General features: G+C 71.8%; 18 protein-coding genes and 1 pseudogene. 9 read left to right on the forward strand and 10 right to left on the reverse strand.

Features of this window, described 5'->3' with window-relative positions; genetic code table 11:
* Window positions 1-97: 97 nt before the first annotated feature.
* The 3 genes from fxsT to AB0K28_RS42250 all read right to left on the reverse strand — a co-directional run bounded on the left by fxsT (window position 98) and on the right by AB0K28_RS42250 (window position 6,194).
* Complete coding sequence (gene fxsT / locus AB0K28_RS42240; RefSeq protein ID WP_364381618.1) at window positions 98-5,251, reverse strand: FxSxx-COOH system tetratricopeptide repeat protein; 5,154 nt, start codon at window positions 5,249-5,251, stop codon at window positions 98-100.
* A 70-nt stretch (window positions 5,252-5,321) separates the two neighbouring features.
* On the reverse strand, window positions 5,322-5,519 hold the full coding sequence (locus AB0K28_RS42245; RefSeq protein WP_364381621.1) for a hypothetical protein: 198 nt from the start codon (window positions 5,517-5,519) through the stop codon (window positions 5,322-5,324).
* A gap of 27 nt (window positions 5,520-5,546) precedes the next feature.
* Window positions 5,547-6,194: a TetR family transcriptional regulator C-terminal domain-containing protein gene (locus AB0K28_RS42250; RefSeq protein WP_364381624.1), complete on the reverse strand. Its 648-nt coding sequence runs from the start codon at window positions 6,192-6,194 to the stop codon at window positions 5,547-5,549.
* A gap of 62 nt (window positions 6,195-6,256) precedes the next feature.
* On the opposite strand from AB0K28_RS42250, the gene AB0K28_RS42255 reads away from it, so the two are divergent.
* Entirely contained in the window at window positions 6,257-6,925 is a 669-nt protein-coding gene (locus AB0K28_RS42255; RefSeq protein ID WP_364381627.1) for a GAP family protein, read from the forward strand.
* Here AB0K28_RS42255 and AB0K28_RS42260 read toward each other — a convergent pair.
* The 3 genes and pseudogenes from AB0K28_RS42260 to AB0K28_RS42270 all read right to left on the reverse strand — a co-directional run.
* A complete protein-coding gene (locus tag AB0K28_RS42260) occupies window positions 6,906-7,784 on the reverse strand; it encodes a YceI family protein (RefSeq protein WP_364381630.1) in 879 nt (292 codons plus the stop codon). The two genes, AB0K28_RS42255 and AB0K28_RS42260, sit on opposite strands and share 20 nt — an antisense overlap.
* 110 nt (window positions 7,785-7,894) lie before the next feature.
* A complete protein-coding gene (locus tag AB0K28_RS42265) occupies window positions 7,895-8,797 on the reverse strand; it encodes a carboxypeptidase regulatory-like domain-containing protein (protein ID WP_364381717.1) in 903 nt (300 codons plus the stop codon).
* Between the two features lie 108 nt (window positions 8,798-8,905).
* A pseudogene (locus tag AB0K28_RS42270) lies at window positions 8,906-9,872 on the reverse strand (MFS transporter); the annotation flags it as partial.
* Between the two features lie 142 nt (window positions 9,873-10,014).
* Between AB0K28_RS42270 and AB0K28_RS42275 the strand changes: the two are divergent.
* The 3 genes from AB0K28_RS42275 (at window position 10,015) to AB0K28_RS42285 (ending at window position 11,705) form a co-directional block, all read left to right on the forward strand.
* The gene (locus tag AB0K28_RS42275; protein WP_364381633.1) at window positions 10,015-10,659 is read left to right on the forward strand and encodes a TetR family transcriptional regulator; all 645 of its coding nucleotides are present in this window, start codon (window positions 10,015-10,017) and stop codon (window positions 10,657-10,659) included.
* Window positions 10,660-10,712: 53 nt separating this feature from the next.
* Window positions 10,713-11,198: an Rrf2 family transcriptional regulator gene (locus AB0K28_RS42280; RefSeq protein ID WP_364381636.1), complete on the forward strand. Its 486-nt coding sequence runs from the start codon at window positions 10,713-10,715 to the stop codon at window positions 11,196-11,198.
* A gap of 66 nt (window positions 11,199-11,264) precedes the next feature.
* Entirely contained in the window at window positions 11,265-11,705 is a 441-nt protein-coding gene (locus AB0K28_RS42285; RefSeq protein WP_345404626.1) for a carboxymuconolactone decarboxylase family protein, read from the forward strand.
* 9 nt (window positions 11,706-11,714) lie between these two features.
* On the opposite strand, the gene AB0K28_RS42290 is transcribed toward AB0K28_RS42285, so the two are convergent.
* Entirely contained in the window at window positions 11,715-12,626 is a 912-nt protein-coding gene (locus AB0K28_RS42290) for an alpha/beta hydrolase (protein WP_364381640.1), read from the reverse strand.
* A gap of 147 nt (window positions 12,627-12,773) precedes the next feature.
* Between AB0K28_RS42290 and AB0K28_RS42295 the strand changes: the two genes are divergently transcribed.
* The 3 genes from AB0K28_RS42295 to AB0K28_RS42305 all read left to right on the forward strand — a co-directional run bounded on the left by AB0K28_RS42295 (window position 12,774) and on the right by AB0K28_RS42305 (window position 14,869).
* Complete coding sequence (locus tag AB0K28_RS42295; RefSeq protein WP_364381643.1) at window positions 12,774-13,634, forward strand: helix-turn-helix domain-containing protein; 861 nt, start codon at window positions 12,774-12,776, stop codon at window positions 13,632-13,634.
* Between the two features lie 65 nt (window positions 13,635-13,699).
* Complete coding sequence (locus AB0K28_RS42300) at window positions 13,700-13,999, forward strand: hypothetical protein (RefSeq protein WP_345404617.1); 300 nt, start codon at window positions 13,700-13,702, stop codon at window positions 13,997-13,999.
* Between the two features lie 39 nt (window positions 14,000-14,038).
* Window positions 14,039-14,869, forward strand: a complete 831-nt coding sequence (locus AB0K28_RS42305) for a helix-turn-helix transcriptional regulator (RefSeq protein ID WP_364381647.1) — start codon at window positions 14,039-14,041, stop codon at window positions 14,867-14,869.
* On the opposite strand, the gene AB0K28_RS42310 is transcribed toward AB0K28_RS42305, so the two are convergent.
* Window positions 14,806-15,771, reverse strand: coding sequence for an AraC family transcriptional regulator (locus tag AB0K28_RS42310; RefSeq protein ID WP_364381650.1), 966 nt, complete (start codon window positions 15,769-15,771; stop codon window positions 14,806-14,808). The two genes, AB0K28_RS42305 and AB0K28_RS42310, sit on opposite strands and share 64 nt — an antisense overlap.
* Before the next feature lie 60 nt (window positions 15,772-15,831).
* On the opposite strand from AB0K28_RS42310, the gene AB0K28_RS42315 reads away from it, so the two are divergent.
* A complete protein-coding gene (locus tag AB0K28_RS42315; RefSeq protein ID WP_364381653.1) occupies window positions 15,832-16,737 on the forward strand; it encodes an SDR family NAD(P)-dependent oxidoreductase in 906 nt (301 codons plus the stop codon).
* A 37-nt stretch (window positions 16,738-16,774) separates the two neighbouring features.
* Window positions 16,775-17,935, forward strand: coding sequence for an erythromycin esterase family protein (locus tag AB0K28_RS42320; RefSeq protein WP_364381656.1), 1,161 nt, complete (start codon window positions 16,775-16,777; stop codon window positions 17,933-17,935).
* Between the two features lies 1 nt (window position 17,936).
* Here the strand turns inward: AB0K28_RS42320 and AB0K28_RS42325 are convergent, their stop codons facing one another.
* A complete protein-coding gene (locus AB0K28_RS42325; protein ID WP_364381659.1) occupies window positions 17,937-19,295 on the reverse strand; it encodes a tachylectin-related carbohydrate-binding protein in 1,359 nt (452 codons plus the stop codon).
* On the reverse strand, window positions 19,292-20,611 hold the full coding sequence (locus AB0K28_RS42330) for a M23 family metallopeptidase (RefSeq protein WP_364381662.1): 1,320 nt from the start codon (window positions 20,609-20,611) through the stop codon (window positions 19,292-19,294). The genes AB0K28_RS42325 and AB0K28_RS42330 overlap by 4 nt, the downstream gene beginning before the upstream one ends.
* Between the last annotated feature and the right edge of the window lie 65 nt (window positions 20,612-20,676).

Genomic DNA, 20,676 nt, shown 5'->3' on the forward strand with positions numbered 1-20,676 from the left:
ACGTGGGTAGAAGGCAAGAGGGATCGATTGCCCACCCCGCAAGGAGCGCCCCGGCTGTGGGGAAGCAGCCGGGGCGCTCCCTGCCTCGGCCCCAAAGTCAGAGCGGGGGCGGGTCGAACTCCACGTCCACACGTTCATTCCGGGTCGCGCGGTCAGCGTCGGGGTGATCGATGCCGAGAGCGTCGGCATACGACCGGAAAGTCTCATCGCGCAGGACCTGACGCTCCTCCGCCGTGGCCGTCCGCAAACGGTCGAGGCGCAGGTTCGCCGCGCAGGCCAGCGTAGTCGGATGCGCCGGGCCGAGAACGCGGAGCAACCGTGCCTCGGTGTCCGCGCCGAGCTGCAGCGCCCTCTCCGTGTCGCCGGACCCGGCCAGGTCGGAGGCCAGATTGACGGCGACCGCCAGTGCGTACGGGTGGTCACGGCCGAGCCGCGCATCGAGCCCGGCCAGGGCTCGTCGGTCCAGGTTCATGGCCGCCGCGTGATCGTCCGAATCCCGATGCCGGAGGGCCAGGTTCCCCATGGAGGCGTAATGGAACGGATGATCCGCCCCAAGCGTCTCGGCGTAACCGGCCACCACCTCTTCCGCCAAGGCGTTCTGGAATCTGCGCGAGTTCGAGAGGGCGATGAGCGCGGCGAGAGTCCCGGGATGGCGGGGTCCGTACCTGTGCAGGTGCGCGGCATGCACCCTTATGGCGAGGTTCTCCGCATCGCCGAGCTCTCCCACCTGCCGTAAACCGACGGCGAACTCCCGGCCGGCCCGCAACGTTCGCGGATGGTCGAAGCCGAGCGCGTCGGTGCTGTACTGAAAGACTTCCTCGGCCGCGTCGCGGGCCTCCAGCGGGCGGCCGTGCAACCGGAGGCAGCACGCCATCACCTCCCAGGCCTTCATCCGCAGCCCTACATGCCCGTCCCATCGGGACGCAGCGGTGAACGTCTCCTCACTGAGCCTCAGCGCGTGCTCGTAGGCACCTGTCAGACAGACGCTCAGTGCCGTGTCGCACCGGAGGAGCACCGTCAGCGGGTGGTCGTTCCCGTACGTTCCACGGGCTTGTTCCAGAGCTTTCCCGGCCATCGACCTGGCTTCCCCGAAATCCCCGCGAGCGCGCAACGCCGCAGCGACGCCGCGGACGGCCAGTGGCATGAGGGGGTGTCGCTCGCCTTCCTGATCTCCCGACGATGTGAGCGTCTCGAGGTCGAGCTCGTACGCGCTCGGCCGCTCTCCAACCCCTCGCATGGCGTTGGTCAGCAGGAGGCGTGCCTGGATCACGTGCGGGTCCGCCGGGCCGGACACGACGCTCCACTTCCCGACAAGTCGCTCAGCCAGCGATCGAGCATCTGCGTAGTCCCCGGCTGCGGAGAGGTAGTTCGCGCAACGAAGAGCCAGATCCCGCACATCGGCATCCGTGCTCTCCTCCACGGATAGCGCCTCGAGATGGCCGGCGACGCTCGCGTACTTCTTCCACGTGGCGGGATCATAAGGATCTTCCCGGACATAGGACGCCATCAGCAGGCGCACCTGCTCGCAGATGCGCTCCTGCTCCTCCTCCGGGACCCGGTCTCGTGTCATGGACCGGACGAAGGGATGCATGTGGAGCGTCCAGGAATCGGGCTCGGACCTGATGAGCGTGTAACGATGGAGCGCGCGCACCGCCTGGCTCAGCCTGATCGGGTTGTCGCGCAGGTTCTCCAGCAGGGCGACTGGCCGGACGGCAGGCGCGGAGAAGAGATCACGCGGCACGGGTGCGGGCCCGAAGAACGCCAGCACGCGCAGGAGTTCGACCGCGTCAGGATCGTCCCGCCGGAGTTCGTCCACGGACAACGTCCACACGACACCCACCGCCGCCGGGATAGAGACGTTCCGGCCATGGAGCGCGACCGACTCGTCACGCAGCAACGTCAGGTATTCCCTCGCCCGCATACCGGTCGTGGCCATAAGGGACGCCGCCTGCCGCAACGCGAGGGGAAGATCCCCGAGTTCCTCTGCGAGTTCGTCGGCCTCCTCCGCGTCAAGACGTGCACCCACCGCTCGGGTGAGGAACTCGACGCTCGCCATCCGGTCCAAGGTGACGCACTCCATGGGTTCGAACCGTGGCCCCCAGTCGCTGCGCCGCGACGTCACCAGCACGTGGCCCGGCCCTTCCGGGACAAGGCCCTCCAGATCTTCCGGGTCGCCGACGTTGTCGTAGACCACCAGCCAACGCTGGTATGGGGTGCCGTCGCGGAGCGCGCCGAGAACGGCGTCCGCGGCACCTGCCACGCCCACGACCTCCGCAGGCGGCAGCCCGAGCCCCGGCGCCAGAGCAGCAATGGTCGCCGGCATGAGCTCAGGCTTGTCGGCGGGCACCCACCAGACGACGTCATAGTCGTCACGGTGGCGGTAGCAGTACTCGATCGCTATCGCGGTCTTGCCTGCGCCGCCCCAGCCATGCACTACCTGCGCGGACGCACCTCCCGCGAAGCGCTCTCCGATCAGCGCGAGGAGAGTCTCGCGACCGGAGAAGTGCGTGCTGGGCTCCGGTATCCGGAGAGATCTGATGGGCAACTCGTGGAGACGCCGCATGGGTACTAGCCCCGCTGTCGGATCCCGCTCCGACGTGCGGGCGCCCACCTCTTCCTGCAGGGCTGCCACGAACGGGTACCTGGTCCTGAACCCTGCGCCGAAGGTGGCCGCGACCCGGTTGAGTTGGTGGCGTGCCGGTTCGTCCTGCTCCGTGGCCAGCGCGGCCAGCAGTGGCACCCTGACGTCCAACGACCGCTCCTCGTCGGCGGCGGCCGCGCGCAGCCGGGTCACGATCTCCGGCTCGTCCGTGCCGTCGCCGATCTGAGCGACCGCGCGGGCCGCGTCGAGGCGTTCCTGCGGGGTGAGCGCCGCGTGCTCGATGGCCTCGACCAGGCTCGCCTCCCAGCCGGGCTCGCGGCGGTATGCGAGCATGACGAGCGCGTACAGGCGGTGGCGGGGCAGGCTATGCGGGCTGCCGGCGACGTGGCGGTACCATTCGCCGGCCCGGTCTCCTGAGGTGTCGCCGTCGGGGAAGACGAGCGCGTCGCCGGCGGCGCGGGCGCGTTCGGCGTCGGTGGCCTCGCCGTAGCCGATGAGCAGGACCAGGATGCGGTGGCGCAGGCCGGCGTCGCCGGTGGCGCCGAGCACGTGGCGCAGCAGCCGTACGCCGGTCGTGCGGGCGACCCCGCACAGCGCCTCGGCGACGTCCGCCCGCACCCAGTCCGGGTTGTCCTGGTCGGTGACGAATGCCGCCAGCCGGTCCATGACGTCGGAGTCGGTAGTGAGGTCGGCGAGGACGCGTACCGCCTCTGCGGTGGTCTGGTCCTCCTGCCTGAGCCGCTGGAAGAGCTCGCCGGTCACACGGCGGCGCAGCTCCGGGCGTACGCCGATGCCGTCGGCGACGACCGCGCCCGCGATGTTGACGTCGGCGCCGCCGCGCTCGAGCAGCAGCTCTACGAGCGAGTCCGCGGTGGCCGTCCCGGGCCGGCGTTCGGCCAGGCGGGCGAGCACGAACAGGGCCAGCGACCGGCTGTCGGGGCCGCGCGCGTCGGCCAGCCACGTCTCGAGGTCGAAGGAGCCGGCGCGGGGACCGGCCGCGAGGTATTCGGCGAAGCTCGGGTGGATGAAGGCGAGAGCGCCGTCGCGGAGCGTGACCAGGCTGGTGGCGGTGAGCACCGGGGGCAGCGCCGCCTTCCAGCCGGGCACGGCGTAGAACATGCCCGTCGGCGCCCGCTCCAGGATGCACTCCACAGCGCACTCGACCAGCGGCGGCGTGCCGGGAGACAGGTGATGGTCGGCGACGTGCTCGAGGATCGTCCTGAGACTCTCGCGCAGCCAGGTCCAGGCCCGCTCCCCCTCCTGGTCCGCCGTGAACACGGTGCCCGAGACCGCCTCGTCCAGCCGGCGAGCCCCGAACAGGTGCTGGACGTACGTGTCGTACAGCCCGGCGCGGCCGGTCGGCAGCGCCGTCTCCTGGCTCCACTCCAGCAGCAGGGCGGTGATCGTGGCGATGAGCGGCGTCCTGACCAGGGTCGTCAGCTTGGAGGCCGCCACGCTGGTGAGGAACGTCTCGACAGTGATCGGCCGTTCGATGCCCGGCACGTGGCGCGAGCCTCGGTAGGCGGCCCACCGTTCCGCGAAGGTGCGCAGGCCCTGCTCGCTGAAGCGCTGCAGCGCGTACCCGTCGATGGGAGCGCCGAGCAGGCCGACCTCGCTGCCGAGCAACGGCCGCGTCGTGATCATGAAGCGGTAGTGGTCGGGCGACTGCGCGATCCACTGGCCGAGGCGTTCGAGTACGGCGCGCCGCTCGCGGGTGACGAGGATCTGATCGAGCCCGTCGATCAGCACCAGCCACGACCGTGCCCCGGGTGGCGGCGTCCTGAACCAACGCGCGTCGAGCCCGCCGCCGCACTCCGCGGCCATCGCGTCCGGGAGGGTCGAGCGGCCCTGCAGGTCCGCGGGCAGGGAGATCGGTATGGAGGGTCCGTACGGGGCGCGCTCCGGCCTGGCGGAACGCCGGGCGGCCAACCACCACGCGGCCTGCTCCTGGAGCACCCTGGCCACCGCCGTGGACTTCCCGACGCCCGGGTCGGCGACGACGAGCGCGTGACGTCCGGCAGCGAGCATCTCGGCCAGCGTCATCGCACCCGCCCTGGCCACGGGAGGGGCCGTCGGCAGGTGGTCGGCACGCTGCTCGACGTAGATCTCCAGCAGGGGCGGTGCGCTGCCGAGCGCGTAGTCGTAGTGGTGGCGCGAGGCCGCCTCCTGGCGCTGGCGTTCGAGCAGGCCGCGCAGCGCCTCGGGCAGCGGCTTGAGCCGCCGGCGCCACCATACGTAACGGCCTCCGACGATGCCGCCCGTCGCGGTGCCGGCCACCGCCGCACCCACGAGCGAGGCGGCCTGCCACTCCCCCGGCACCCATCCCACGGCCCGCGCCGCCACCAGCCCCGCGGCGAGCGCGCCCGCCGCGGCCACCGCCCACAGCCAGGCCCGCGAATCGCCCTCCTCAGGCGCCCCCACCTCGTCCCGCTGCCGATCGCCGACCATGGCCTGCAGCAACGCCATGACGACGACCAGTGCCAGCCCCGCGAGCAGCAGGTTGGGCGCCCAGCCCCTGAATGCCTCCAGGCCGAACGGCAGCTTCTCGCCAGTGACGATGTTGCCCACCAACCCGGTGAACGCGGCGACCAGTGCGTTGACGCCGGACACGGCGAGCAGAACCCCGGACGGCCTCCCTCGCTCCCGCATCCCGGACCTTCCACTCAGCCCAGCGCCAGATCAATGGTCGCAGATTCGCGGGGTGACGTGGCCTGGACGATCAGTGCCGGCCGCGGTGGAACTCGTGGCCCTCGTCGTCGGCGAAGGTGGCCGCCCCCGCAGGTGTCTCCGGCCACTGCGGGTCGGCCTTCAGGAGGGTCAGGCGGGTGCCGCCGCCTGAGGGCTGGATCTCGATCCAGCGGTTCTCGCCATCGGCCCTGTCCCTGGTGACCGTGAACCCCATCTCCCTGCTGGTCACGCACGTACCGCGAGCGCGACGGGACGGTCACGCCGGCGGAGCCGCGGGATCGGTGAACCCCGGCACGGCCTCCAGCAGGGCGCGCAGCAGCCGCCTGGCGTCGTCGCCGGAGAGCCGGTCAGGGGTGTTGACGAGCTGCGCGGCCAGCCCGTCCACGAACGTGTGCAGCACCGCCGCCCACAGCTCGACCTGCGGGTCGGGGTGTGGGCGGAGCGCCGCGCCGGGGTCGCGGTCGGGCCGGCCGCGCAGCTGCGCGATGCACTGGCGGTGCAGGGCCCGCTGGTCGTTCCAGGTCTGGGAGCCGTCCTTCGGCGGGTGGTCGCGTTCCCACTCGATGACGGCCTGCCACAGCGCGTATTCCTCGCGCCGCTCGTCGTCGAGCGGGAGCAGCTCCTCCGTCAGCGAGATGATGCCCTCGACCACGGAGCCGACCGTGCGGGGGCGCATGAGGCGGGGCAGGACGCGGGCGCGCAGGGCGTCGGAGGTGGCGCGCGCGACGTAGGACTGCAGCTCGTGCTGGTTGGCGAAGTAGTGGCGCAGGGACCCGGTGGACCAGCCGGCCTCGGCGGCGACGCCGCGGACGGTCACGCCGGCCAGGCCCTCGCGCAGGATCACCCGGATGGCCGCCGCGCCGATCTCCGTCCGCCGCTGCTCATGATCGACGAGTCTGGGCACTCGCCCATGCTAACACGCCCGTGTTACCTTAACTGACACGGGTGTGCTGCCAAGGGGGGACCATGTCCATCGAGATCATCGGTACGGTGCTCGGGCTCGCCCTGCTCGACACGCTCAGCCCGAGCGTCATCGGGGTGACCCTGTACGTGCTGCTGGCCGGCCCGAGGAGGACGGCGGCGCTGCTCGGCACCTACTTAGGCGCGGTCGCGGCCGCGTACTTCGCGCTGGGGGCGCTGCTCATGCTCGGCCTCGGCGCGGTCGTGCCGGTCATCGACGGCACCGCACTGGCCTGGGGCGAGATCGTGCTGGGCGTGACGCTCCTCGTGGCCAGTTACCGCATCCCGCGGCAGGGCGCCGCGCCCGAGGCCCGGTCGTTCACCGTGAGGGCGATGCTGATGCTGGGGCTCGGCACGTGGTTGTTCGAGTTCGCCACCGCCGTGCCGTACTTCGCCGCCATCGGCATCATGACCTCCGCCGGGCTCGCCGCGGCTCAGTGGATGGCGCTGCTCGGCGCGTACGTGCTCATCATGGTCCTGCCCGGCCTGCTGCTCTGGCTGGCCTGGCTCGCTCTGGGCGAGCGGACGCGCGGGCGGTTCGAGACGTGGCGGGCGAAGCCGGCGTCCGGCTCGCGCGCCACGCTGAGCTGGGTCGTCTGGATCGCCGGGTTCCTCATCGTGGCGGACGCGGCGGCCACGCTGTTCTCCGGGACGGTCACCGTTCCGTGGCGGTGAAGGGCACCGAATCACCGCGTACGGCCTGGATGTCCAGCTCCACCTTCACCGTCGCGCCGATCAGCTGCACCCCGGCCCGCACGATCTGGTTGTAGGTCATCGCGAAGTCCTCGCGCCGCAGCTCGGTCTCGGCGTGGAACGACGCCCGCAGCCCGTCCCACGGGTCCCGCCCGGTGCCGAGGTAGGTCAGGTCGAGATCGACCGGCCGCTGCGTGCCGGCCAGGCTGAGCATGCCGTGCACGATCCACCGGTCGGTGTCGGCCGCGGTCAGCCCGGAGCCGCGATAGGAGATCATCGGGTACGTCGCCACGCCCAGGAAGTCGGCCGAGCGCAGGTGGTCGTCCCTGGCGGTGTTGCCCGTGTCGATCGAGGCGGCCGCGATGTCGGCGGCGACCGACGACGCCTCCGGGGTCGTCCCGATCTCGATCCGCCCGGCGAACTGCCTGAACCTCCCGTGCACCCGGCTGAAGCCGAGATGCTGGGCCGAGGCCCCGATCCTGCAGTGGGCGGGATCGAGCGTCCAGACGCCGGGCGGCGGCAGATCACGCCCGCCCTGCCTGGTCAGCACCACGTCACCCAGGTCGGCCAGGCCCGAGCCGGTCACGATGGCGGTCTGCGCGGCCGGGTCGAAGCCGGCCGCCGTGACGACCGCCGTGTAGGCGCCGGGCGCGAGCGGATCGGTCGCGACGGCGCCGTGCGCGTCCGCCTCGGCCCGTGCCGCTTGCCGGCCCGCCGGGTCGGTCAGGGTGACGATCGCGTGCTGCACGGCCCAGCCGTCCCTGGTGCGGATCCGGGCATGTACGCCCCGCCGTTGGACGGGCCGTGCGGGGGGAGCCTGCTGCTCCCAGGTGGTGTCCATGGTGTTCCCGCTCTCCCCGCTCGCCGACGGCGAGCGGTCATTCGCCCCGCCCGGGCCCGCCGGGCGAGTGCTCATTCCTCGTGCTCAGTCCTCGTGCTCATTCCTCGTGCTCATTCCTCGTGGGCCAGCCACAGGTCGCGGCCCTCCTCGTCGGCGCCGTTCACGGTGACGGTGTCGGCGACGGGCGGGTAGCCGGTGGCGATGACGGTGTACTGGCCGCCGGTCAGGTCGGCGAAGGCGTACGCTCCGTCGTCCCCGGTGATCGTGGTGCCGACCACGTTCCCCGCCGCGTCGAGCAGCGTCACCCGGGCGTCGGTCAGCGGGAGCCCGTCACGCACCCGTACGGTGCCGCGGATCCGGGTGCCCGGCCGCAGCTCGACGTCGCAGCGGGTCCTGCCGGTGGCGGTGACCTCGGTGGGGACGGCGGCGGGGCGGTGCGAGCCGGCGCTGACGGCCAGCGTGTAGGCGCCGGGGGCGACGCCGGAGAAGGCGTACGCGCCGTCCGCGTCGGTCGTGCTCGTGGCGACCACCTCGCCGCGCGCGTCGGTCAGCGCCAGCACCGCGCCGGGAACCGGCTTGCCCTCCTGGTCGCGTACGGTGCCGGCGAGCCGGCTCGACCCGGCCAGCCGCACGTTGAAGTCGAGCGGCCGCGAGCCCACCGCCAGCGTCGCCACCTGCGGGTCGCGGTGGGCGACGGAGGCGATCAGCACGTACGTGCCCGCGCCCGGCGCCCAGATGCTGTAGGCGCCGTCGGCCAGGGTCATGGCCCTGCCGAGCTGGGTGCCGCGCATGTCGATGAGGGTGAGCGTGGCCTGCCCGATGGGGGCGCCGTCGTCGCCGCTGACGAAGCCGCGGATCTCGACCCCGCCGAACGCCTGGGCGTAGGCGGGCTCGCGTGCCTCGGCGAAGGCGGAGGGAACGGCGTGCGGCAGGGACGGGTGCGGCGCCGTCGCGTGCGGGTCCGCCGCCTGCGGCGCCGACAACCCAAGGGCCGGCGTCCCAGAGGCCGTCATCCCAGAGGCCGGCGCGTCAGGGGCAAGCGTCCCAGAAGCCGGCGTCCCAGAGGCTTGCGTCCCAGAGGCTTGCGGCTCAGGGGCGGGCGCGGCGGCTCTGGCGTGGCGCGGCAGGAAGAACGCGATCAGGAACGACACCAGCGCCGCCCCTCCCCCGATGGCCAGCACGACGCGGAACCCGTCGTCGGACGGCAGCTCGGCGGGCCCGAACCGGGTCGTCATCCCCGCCAGGATGGCCCCGGTCACGGCGCTGGAGACGGAGGTGCCGATGGCCCGCATGAGCGTGTTGAGGCTGTTGGCGGCGGCCGTCTCGGTGACCGGCACGGCCCCCATGACGAGGGCGGGCATGGACGCGTACGAGAACCCGATGCCGGCCCCGATGACGACGGAGACCAGCACGAGGTGCCACACCTCGGACATCAGCACGATGTTGAGCCCGTAGCCGCCCGCCACGATGATCGCCCCGATCATCAGCGTCAGCTTGGGGCCGCGGGCGGCCGACACGCGGGCCGCGATCGGCGCGAGCAGTCGAAGTTCTCGGCGAGCAGCGCGGCGGCGGGCAGGCCGAGCGCGCCGCCGACGCCGAGCGAGGCGCTCATGGACGCGATGGCCGAGCCGAGCCGCTCGGGCGGCAGCTCGTCGCGCATGATGCTGATGCCGAGCGGGATGACGCCGGCGGCGAGGCCCTGCAGCGCCCGTCCGATGATCATGGGGGTCAGCGAGTCGCTGAGCCCGCAGATGACCGAGCCGGCGACCAGCATGGACATGCTGATCAGCAGCACGCGCCGCTTGCCGTACATGTCGCCGAGCCGTCCCATCACCGGCGTCGCGGCGGCGCTGGCGAGCAGCGTCGCGGTGACCGCCCAGGCGGCGTCGGCGGCCGACGCCCCGAGCAGCGTGGGCAGCTCGGGCACCAGCGGGATCACCAGCGTCTGCATCAGCGACACCGCGATCCCGCTGAAGGCGAGCACCACGACGAACGTGGACGCCCGCGACGGGCCGGCCGCGTGGGCGGCGCGGGCGGACGGGTTGGTCATGCGGGGGCCTCCGGTGGGACGGCAGCGCGGGGCAACAGGTTTAATTCAAGCGCTTGAGTTAAAATTACCAGTACGGAAGTTTCCGACTTGTTGCGCCTCCGGGTTTGGCGATGCCCGGCGCCGGCTGAGATCATGGCGGCGGACGTCGGCGCAGGGCAGGCAAGCAGTTCCGGTGCGGTGATGAAGATGACGAGGACCATCCGGGCCGAGCGCGTCGGCGTGACCCGCGAGCAGATCCTGACGGCGGCCGAGCGGCTGTTCGCCGAAGACGGGGTGTGCGCGGCCTCCAACCGGCGCATCAGCGAGGCGGCAGGGCAGGGCAACACGGCCGCCGTGGGCTACCACTTCGGCGCGAAGGCCGATCTCGTCCGCGCGATCGCCCGCAGGCACGCCGAGCCGATCGAGGCCCGCCGGGCCCGCATGGTGGCCGCCGCCGAGGGGTCGGACGACGTACGCGCCTGGGTCTCGTGCATGGTGCGCCCGGTCACCGAACACCTCGCCGAGCTTGGCTCCCCCACCTGGTACGCCCGCTTCCTCTCCCAGGTCGGCACCGACCCCGCGCTGTGCGTGATCCTCCAGGAGGAGAACCGCACGTCACCGTCGCTGCGCCTGGCCGTCGACGGCTTCCACCAGTGCCTGCCCGAGCTGCCCGCCGCCGTGCGGGCCGAGCGCGGCGAGATGATGCGCCAGCTCATCCTGCACACCTGCGCCGACCGCGAACGCGCGCTCGCACTGGGCGCCGCCACACCGCGGGCGAGCTGGCACGACGCGGCGACCGGCCTCATCGACGCCCTCGTGGGCCTCTGGCTGGCCCCGACGTCATGAGACCCGGCGTGCCGCGTTTGCGCGCACCTATTCTGGATGTCTAATATCCAGATATGCGGATGAGCGAGGGCGTCGAGTGGGCCATGCACAGCTGCATCAACCTGTCCTGGCTCGACCCGGACGAGGCCATGACCGCGGCGCGGCTGGCGGCGTTCTACGAGCTGCCGCCCGCGTACCTGAACAAGCAGCTTCAGGCGCTGGCCAGGGCGGGCATCCTCAGCTCGACGCCGGGGCCGCGGGGCGGGTTCAGGCTGGCCCGCCCGCTCGAGCGGATCACCTTGCTCGACGTGGTGACGGCGATCGAAGGGCCGGGCGAGGCGTTCCGGTGCGAGCAGGTGCTGCGCAAGGGCCCGGTCGGGCGGGAGGACGTCGACTATCGCAAGGCGTGCTTCGTCTCGCAGGCCATGCGGCAGGCCGAGTCGGCCTACCGCAAGGAGCTGGCCGCCCAGACGCTGGCCGACATCAGGGCGAAGGTGGAGCGCCACATCCCCGACACGCCTGAGGTCACGCGGGCGTGGTTCGCGCGGCGTCGGTCCTGAGCGGCCTTCGCCGTTCGTCAAATTCTGGATATCTAATAACCAGGTTATCGGTAAAGGAGACACATCATGCGTATGGACGTCAGTCGATCGGCCGCCGCGGGATACAAGGGCATGTACGCGGTGGAGGCCTACATCGGCTCCGGACCGGTGCCCCGCAGCACGCTGGAGCTGCTGCGGCTGCGGGTCAGCCAGATCAACGGCTGCGCCTTCTGCATCGACATGCACGTCAAGGAGGGGATCGAGGCGGGCGTGCCGGAGCGGAAGCTGCACGCGGTGGCCGCCTGGCGGGACACGCCGTACTTCTCCGACGAGGAGCGGGCCGCGCTGGCGCTCGCCGAGGCCGCGACCCGGATCGCCGACAACCCCGAGGGGGTGCCGGACGACGTGTGGGACGCGGCGGCCGACCTCTACGACGAGGAGTCGCTGGCCGTGCTGGTGATGGCGATCGCCGCGATCAACACGTGGAACCGCCTCAACGTCACCGTCCGCAAGGGCCCCGCCGAGTGAACCACGTGTTCACAGGTGCTCGCCGAAGAAGGCGGTGAGCCTGGCGACGGCGGGCGTGACGTACACGTCCCGGTCGTAGAGGTCGATGTGGGTGGCGCCGTCGATGACGTGCAGCTCCTTGGGCTCGGCGGCCCGCTCCATGGCCTCGCGGCTGATGTACGCGCTCTCCGCCTCCGACCCGACGATCATCAGCACCGGCCGGGGCGAGATCAGGTGGGCCATGGCGAAGGAGTCGTACTGGGCGATCCTGTCGATGCTGCGCAGCACCCACCCCTGGACGGCGCGGGGATGGTGGCCGCGCGGCGTGCGGTAGTACTCCCAGGTCTCGCGGAACTGCCGGGTCTCGGTGGCGAAGCGCTGCTCGGCGTCGTCGGGGATCCACGGCACCATCCAGGGGGCCTCGCCGCGCGCCTCCGCCGTACGCGCGGCGCCGGCCTGCTGGAGCAGGGCCGGCAGCACCGCGGGGTCCTGGGTCCTGCCGAGCCCTTCGCGGAAGGCGTGGCCCAGGTCCGCGGCGCTGACGGTGGCCACGGCGCGGATGCGGTGGTCGGTCTGGGCGGCGTAGGCGACGTAGCCGCCGGAGGCGCAGATGCCGAGCGCGCCGATGCGGCCGGGGTCGATGTCGTCGCGGGTGGTGAGGTGGGTGACGGCGGACTTGACGTCCTCGGCGCGCTGGAAGGGGTCCTCCAGGCCGCGCGGCTCGCCCTCGCTCTCGCCCTGGTACGCCGCGTCGAACACGAGCGCGGCGAACCCGGCATCGGCCAGGCGCCGGGCGTACAGGCTGGGGCTCTGCTCCTTCACCCCGCCTCCGGGGTGCCCGATGACGACGGCGGGCAGCGGGCCGCCGGTGTGGCCGTCGGGGGTGAACAGGATCCCGGCGAGGGCGAGCCCGTCGCTGGGGAAGGTGACGTTCGTCTGCATCGCACTTCTTTTCGGTATGGGGTGGTTCGTCACGAGGCTCGCAGAGCTCGTACGGGAGCGGGAGAGGCGAGTCGTGTCCCAGGTCAGCGCTGTCCTGGGACAGAACCGGCCCCCTCATGACGGCCCTGCCTGCGGCAGACTGGTCCCATGACACACCCCACCGAGCTCGGCGCCTTCCTGCGCGCCAGGCGCATGGAGCTGAGCCCGGCCGAGGTCGGCCTGCCCGCCGGCGGCAGGCGGCGGGTCAAGGGGCTGCGCCGCGAGGAGGTGGCGCTGCTCGCGTCGATCAGCACCGACTTCTACACCCGCATCGAGCAGGGCCGCCGCCAGGCGTCGGCGTCCGTGCTCGACGGCATCGCCCGCGTGCTGCGGCTCAGCGACGACGAGCGGTCCTACCTCTACGAGCTGTCGGGCAAGGAGGCCGCGGCCCCGGGCCGGCGGGCCGCGCAGCGGGTCCAGCCGCAGCTGCGGCGGCTGCTCGACGACCTGGCCACCACCCCGGCCGTGGTCCTGGGCAGGCGCACCGACGTGCTGGCCTGGAACGCGATGGCCGCCGCGCTGTTCACCGACTTCGCGCGGCTCCCTGAGGAGAAGCGGAACTTCGTGCGGCTGGTGTTCCTCGATCCCACCTTCCACCGGCTCTACCCCGAGTGGGAGCACGTCGCCAGGGCCTGCGTGGCGCAGCTGCGCATGGAGGCCGCCCGCGACCCGGCCGACCCGCGGCTGGCCGCGCTGGTGGGCGAGCTGTCCGTCCGCGACGACGACTTCCGCCGGTGGTGGGGCGGCCATCACGTCGAGGTGCGCGACGTCGGCAGGAAGGTCATCGACCACCCGATCGCCGGGCGGCTGGCGCTCGACTGGTCGGCCCTGGCCTGCACCACCGACCCCGACCAGCAGCTCATCACGCTGACGGCCGAGCCGGGCACGCCGTCACACGACGGCCTGCGCCTGCTCGCCTCGTGGCAGGCCGGTGAGCCGAGCCGCGTGGGTGGTACCGGCCAGACCTAGTCTGCACGGGGCCAGCCGGCGTGCCCTTTCTGCGGGTTCCGAGGCGTTCCTTCAGGTGAACGCCCATGAACCGAGGAGAGGTCACCGAGATGTGCACGATGGCGCTGCCGCACGAGCTGTGCCGGCTTGGCGCGGACGCCGGTCATGCCCTGCGCACGCCCGTCGCCGCGCTGCGGGTGGAGCTGGAGGAGGCCCGCCTGCACCGCGACGAGCTCGACGTGGACGCGCTGCTGTGCCGCGCCATGGACGCCGTCGCCCGGCTGGAGCGGGTCGTCGAGCAGCTGCGCCTGCTCGACGACCCCTCCTACGCCGTCGAGCACGGCCACCGGTTCGGTGAGCGGCTGCGCGGCTTCCACCCCAGGTGAATGACCTGGGCTTTGCCCGCCGCCCTGCATACTGACCGTATGAGGCGGCCTGACCAGCTGCGCGAGTTCCTGCGATCCAGGAGGTCACGCGTCTCGCCACGGGACGTGGGGCTGCCCGCGCGTCCAGGACGCCGGGTGGCGGGCCTGCGCCGCGAGGAGCTGGCGATGGCCGCCGGGGTCAGCGTCGACTACTACACCCGCATGGAGCAGGGCCGGGTGGGCAACGTCTCCGACCAGGTGATGGAGGCGGTGGCCGCCGTGCTGCGGCTGACCGCGGAGGAGTTCAGGCACCTGCGCGAGCTGCTGCGGGACGAGCCTGGCACACCGGAGCGGCCCGGCAAGGCGCCGATCAAGCCGAGGGCGGCGCTGCGCATGATGCTGGACACGCTCGGCCCCGTGCCCGCGCTGCTGATGACCGGCGTGATGGACGTCGTGGCGGTCAACCGCATGACGGCCGTGCTGCTGGCCGACTTCGAGGCGATGCCGCGCTGCGAGCGCAACATGATTCGCTGGGTGTTCCTCGATCCGCGCGCTCCCGAGGTGCTGCCGGAGCGGGAGGCGATCCTGAGCGAGGCCGCCGCCTGGCTGCGCGGCGCGCTGGGCAGGGCGGGCGACGACTCGCGGCCACAGGAGCTGGTGGACGAGCTGACGGCGCGCTCGCCGGAGTTCGTCCGGCACTGGGCCGAGCACCAGGTGACCTACTGCACGTACGGCGACAAGCGCTTCCACCATCCGGCGGTCGGCGGCTTCACGCTGCACTGGGAGACGTTCGCGCCGACGGCCGACCCCGACCTCTATCTCGTCGTCTACACCCCGCCCACCGGCTCGGCGTCGGCGGAGCGGCTGGCGGCGCTGGCGGCGCTGCGGTAGTCGCGCGGCGCCAGGCCGGTCAGGCGCTTGAAGGCGTTGCTGAGCGCGCTGACCGAGGCGTAGCCGACCTCGCGGGCGATGGCCTCCATGGTCGCCTCGCCGTCGCGCAGCCGGCCCGCGGCCAGCTCGATGCGCCAGCCGGTCAGATATTCCAGCGGCCCCTTGCCGACGACCTGCTTGAACCGGGCGGCCAGCGTCGAGCGGGACACCGCGCACACGCCGGCCAGGTCGGCGACCGTCCAGGCGTGGGCGGGGCTGGCGTGCATGGCGCGCAGGGCCGGCGCCACCACGGGGTCGGCGAGGCCGGCCAGCCAGCCCGAGGTCTGGCCCGGCGCAGTGGCGACGTGCAGGCGCAGCAGGTGGATGAGCATGACGAGCGCGAGGTGCTCGGTGACCAGGGTGGCGGCGGGCTGGGAGGCGCGCAGCTCGGCGGCGATCAGCTCGAGCGCCCAGCGCACGGTGGTGGCCTCGGTGGTGCTGGCGGGCACGTGGATCACCGGCGGCAGCACGTCGAACAGCAGCTCACCGGCCCGCTCGCCGAAGTGGAACCGGCCGCTCATCAGCTCGACGTCGTCGCCGTCGCCGACGCGGGCCGGGCCGCCCGCCGCCGCCCTGAACACCGGCCCGGCCGGGGCGGGGGTCACGCCGGGGCCGCTCGCCAGGGTGAAGGCGCGCGGCTGGACGAGCAGGAAGCAGTCGCCCTCGCGCAGCTCGATCGGCTCGGGCACGCCGTCCACGGTGAGCAGGCAGTGGCCGCGGCGCACGGCGTTGAACTTGACCCCGTCTGGAGGGTCGAACGCGAGCGCCCACCGGCCGCCGGCCACCAGCCCGACGGACAGGCGGCTGGTGGTGCCGACGAGCGTGAGCACGTCTTCGAGCGGATCGGCTTGCCGGACTGTCACGCAACTATCCTGGACGATTGAGGCTTCTGCGTCCAATCGCGGCTTTCTAGGGTGACGGGCATGACACGTATCAGCACCCCTTTCACCGCCAGGACCACCGCCGCCGAGGTGCTCGCCGGCGTCGATCTGACCGGCCGCCGGATCATCGTGACCGGCGGGGCCTCCGGCATCGGCCTGGAGACCGTACGCGCGCTGCGGGGTGCCGGGGCCGACGTCACCGTCGCCACCCGCAACCCGGCCGCCGGCGAGCGGCGGCTGGACCTGAGCGACCTCGGCTCCGTCCGCGCCTTCGCCGCCTCGTGGACGGGGCCCCTGCACGCGATCGTCGCGAACGCCGGCATCATGGCGCTGCCCACCCGCCAGGTCACCGCCGGCGGCTGGGAGCTGCAGCTCGCCACGAACTTCCTCGGCCACTTCGCCCTGGTCACCGCCCTGCACGCCAACCTGCGGCAGGCCGGCGACGCGCGGGTGGTCATGGTCAGCTCGGGCGCGCAACTGGGAGCGCCGTTCGACTTCGACGACCCGCACTTCGAGAAGCGCCCGTACGACCCGTGGACGGCCTACTCGCAGTCGAAGACGGCCGACGTGCTGCTCGCGGTCGGCGCGGCGCGGCGCTGGACGGACGACGGCATCATCGCCAACGCCCTCGAACCCGGCTACATCCACACCAACCTGCAGCGGCACGTGGACGCCGCGACGATGCGATCGATGGGCGCGATGGACGAGGCGGGCCGCCTGCTGACCCCCGACTACTTCAAGACTCCCGAGCAGGGGGCCGCCACGTCGGCGCTGCTGGCCGGGTCGCCGCTGGTGGCGGGCGTGACCGGCCGGTTCTTCTCCGACAACCAGGAGGCCGAGGTGGTGCAGGGCGGGCCAGGGGTGATGTCGGGCGTGGCGTCGTGGGCGGTGGACCCGGAGGCGGCCGACCGGCTCTGGGCGTACGCGCTGGACGCCATCTCGTCGTAGAAGTCTCAACAGGGAGTTCAACGATACCGTCGAAGGTATGACGAACTCCCCGTACGACGATCTCCTGCGGCTGCTGCCCGCCCGGCCGCGGCTGCTCGCCCTCGGCGAGCCGACCCACGGCGACGAGACCCTGCTCGGCCTGCGCAACGAGCTGGTCAGGCGGCTCGTCGAGCAGGAGGGCTACCGGTGCGTCGCCATCGAGAGCGACTGCGTGAAGGGGCTGGTGGTGGACGACCACGTCACCTCGGGCGCCGGGGACCTGTCCGCGGTGATGGCGGGTGGTTTCAGCCATGGGGCGGGGGCGGCGGCGGGCAACCGCGAGCTGGTGCGGTGGCTGCGGGCGTACAACAGGGGCCGTCCGCCCGCCGACCGTGTGCGCTTCGCGGGCTTCGACGCGCCCATGGAGATGACCCACGCGGCGAGCCCCCGGCAGGCGCTCACCGCCCTGCACGCCTACCTCGCCGCCCACGTGGACACCGGCGTCCTGCCGGAGACGCTCGACCGCCTGCTCGGCCCCGACGAGCGGTGGACGGACGAGCAGGCGGTCTTCGACCCGTCGCGGTCGATCGGCCGGTCGGACGCGGCGAACGAGCTGCGGTTGCTGGCCGACGACCTGGCCTGCCTGCTCGACGTCCACGCGCCGCAGCTTGTGACGGCGGGCGGGCGCGACGCGTGGGAACGAGCCCGCCTGTACGCCCGCACCGCCACCGGCCTGCTGCGCTACCACGCGCAGATGGCAGGCGCCGCGCCCGGCCGGGTCAACGCGATGATGGGCCTGCGCGACGCGATGATGGCCGCCAACCTGCTCGCCCTCGCCGACCGCGGCCCGACCCTCGTTCACGCCCACAACCGCCACCTGCAGCGGCAGAGCAGCACGGTCATGCTGGGCGAGCTGCGGGTGGACTGGTGGAGCGCCGGCGCGCAGGTCGCGCGCCGGCTCGGCGAGGCGTACGCGTTCGTCGCCACCGCAGTCGGCACCATCCACCACCAGGGCGTCGGCGCCCCACCCCCGGACACCGTCGAGGGCCTGCTCCACGCGATGCCTGGAGACCACTTCCTGATCGCCTGCCGGGAGCTGGACGGCACCGGTCTCGTCCCCCGCGACTCCGCGTGGTACGGCTACCTCCCGCTCACCCCGGAGGACCTGACCGGTAGCGACGCCCTGCTCTACGTCAGAGACCTGCCGCCAGGTCCCTGACTCAGGTGACGGTGCCGGGCTGCGCCGAGAGCAGAGTCTGGGCCCAGCCGATGGTGTCGACGGTGCCGTGACCGCTCAGGTCGTCGCCCTTGCCGTCGTAGGGGTCGCCGTCGTGGTAGCGGTACAGCGCGCCTGCCGGGCTGTGGCCGTAGTAGACGCCTCCGCCCGGCGACAGGAGAGCGTCGAAGTTCTGCCACGTGCTGTCACGGAGCTGGTGCCGGTCCCAGTCGTCCTTGCCCTTGATCTTGTACGACAGCAGCAACCCATTGGTCGTGGTCCCCAGGATCCAGTCGGGCCCCGTGGTCGTCAGCGTCTTGAGCGTGAACCCCGTACCGATGAGCGTGTTACCCGTGATGTTGCCTATGGCGGGTTTCGTGGCCGTGAGCGTGTAGCGGCGCAACGTCCCGGCCGCGATCCCGAAGAGATGACTCTTGCCGTCGTAGGCCAGCAGGTCATGCGTCCAGCCGGTGCCGAGCAGCACAGGCGTCTCGAAGATCAGCTCTTCGTTGTTCGTCCGGATGTCCACCCGATACAGCTCGCCGTCGTTGCCGGGCTTGGTCACCAGAAGCGTGTTGAAGTTCAACGTCGCGATCGCCTTCGGCGTGAAGCCGAGACTCGCCGCCGAGACCACCGCCCCATGCGTCCGCTCACCCGACTCCGCATCGATCGTGGTGTAGGTGAGCCGCCCGTCCGGCAGCGCCCCATAGATCTTCGCGGTCCCCTCAGGGCCGCTGACGTGCGGCCAGATGGCATCCGTGATGATCTTGGCGTCGCCGGCCTGGACCTGGTACCGGTCGGGATAGGCCGACACCTGCACCGCCTGGCAGACCTCGCCGATCGGCGCGGACTTCCAGCCGTTGCCGGGGTAGACGCGCAGCATCTTGTCGAGGAAGGCGTTGGTGGCCCAGGCCGGGTCGAGGCGCTGCGACCTGCTGCCCCAGCTGGCGCGCTGCTGGAACAGCCCCAGGCTGTCGTGGTCGACCTCCTCGCTGATGTTCTGGACGCTGGTCTCCACGATGATCGTGGCCACCGCGATCACCGCGGCCCGCCGGTCCAGCCCGCGGTCGTGCACGGCCTTGACGACCATGCGGGCGCAGGAGACCCGGTAGGCGGACATGTAGCCGCGCATCTTCTCGTTGAGCGTGCGGTTGAGCGAGGTAGCCAGGGACGCGTCCGTCGAGGTGGTGCCGCTCTTGTCACATGGGGCGGTCTGGTAGGCGGCGGTGATGTCCGACGTGGCGGGCGGCTGCGTCCGTAACTCCGCCTGCGGTTGAGGGTCGGCGAATGCGGGGGACGACGAGCCGATCACGATGGCCGTCGCGGCCGCCACCAGGGAGGTGAACACGTGGCGAAGTCTCACGACGAGGTCACCGTGCCGGGCTGCGCGGAGAGCAGGGTCTGGGCCCAGCCGGTGGCGTCGACGGTGTTGTGAGCGGTCAGGTCGTCGCCCTTGCCGTCGTAGGGGTCGCCGTCGTGGTAGCGGTACAGCGCGCCCGCCGGGCTGTGGCCGTAGTAGACGCCTGCGCCGGGCGACAGGAGGGCGTCGAAGTTCTGCCAGGTGCTGTCACGGAGCTGGTGCCGGTCCCAGTCGTCCTTGCCGTTGATCTTGTACGACAGCAGCAGCCCGTTCGTGGTGGTGCCCAGGATCCAGTCAGGACCCGTCGTCGTCAGCGTCTTGAGGGTGAACCCCGTACCGATGAGGGTGTTTCCGGTGATGTCGCCGATGGCCGGCTTGGCCGCCGTGAGCGTGTAGCGGCGCAACGTGCCGGCCGCGATCCCGAAGAGATGGCTCCTGCCGTCGTAGGCCAGCAGGTCATGCGTCCAGCCGGTGCCGAGCAGCACAGGCGTCTCGAAGATCAGCTCTTCGTTGTTCGTCCGGATGTCCACCCGATACAGCTCACCGTCGTTGCCGGGCTTGGTCACCAGAAGCGTGTTGAAGTTCAACGTCGCGATCGCCTTCGGCGTGAAGCCAAGGCTCGTGGCGGAGACCACCGCCCCATGCGTCCGCTTACCCGACTCCGCATCGATCGTCGTGTAGGTGAGCCGCCCGTCCGGCAGCGCCCCATAGATCTTCGCGGTCCCCTCAGGGGACGTGGCCGAGCAGTTGCGGCTGGTGACGTTGTTCCATTCGCGGCCGTTCGCCTGCCCGTAGGTGACGCCGTCGAAGGTCGGTCTGACCCGCTCGGAATTCTTGGTGCCCCAGGAGGCCCGTCCGTCGCCGTTGGCGTCGTAGCCGAGCTCGAAGTGCAGGTGCGGGTGGTTGTTGGCGGTCTCGCCGTCCTTGCCGACCTTGCCGATCACGGTTCCCCGCTGCACCCGGTCGCCGGCCGAGACGGCACGCGACTGCAGGTGAATGTAGGTCGTGTAGTAGCGGCCACCGTGATCGATCTGGATCATGTTGCCGGCGTTCTCGTGCCGGTACGACTGCTTGACCGTCCCGGCGGCGGGGGCGATCAGCGTCGCGCCCAGGGTGCCGTGCTGGTCGGGCTCCTTGACCATGTCCAGCGCGGGAGCGTGCTCCCAGGTGTTCAGCTGCCACTTCTGGCCGCAGGGGAAGGGGAGCTGGAGATCGGGCGCGGCCATCGTCTCGCGTGCGGACGTGGCCGTCGCCTGGCTCGCCGTGCCGGCGACGATGAGCATCGCGGCGACGACGGCGGATAAGCGGACGAAACGCATGAATGTCCTCCCAGTACGGATGCGTGGCATGCGGCGCCACGGTCACGACCGTAGGGAGGGGAGGT

It is taken from the genome of Nonomuraea sp. NPDC049504, from assembly GCF_040676845.1.
GTDB classification, from domain to species: Bacteria; Actinomycetota; Actinomycetes; order Streptosporangiales; family Streptosporangiaceae; genus Nonomuraea; species Nonomuraea salmonea.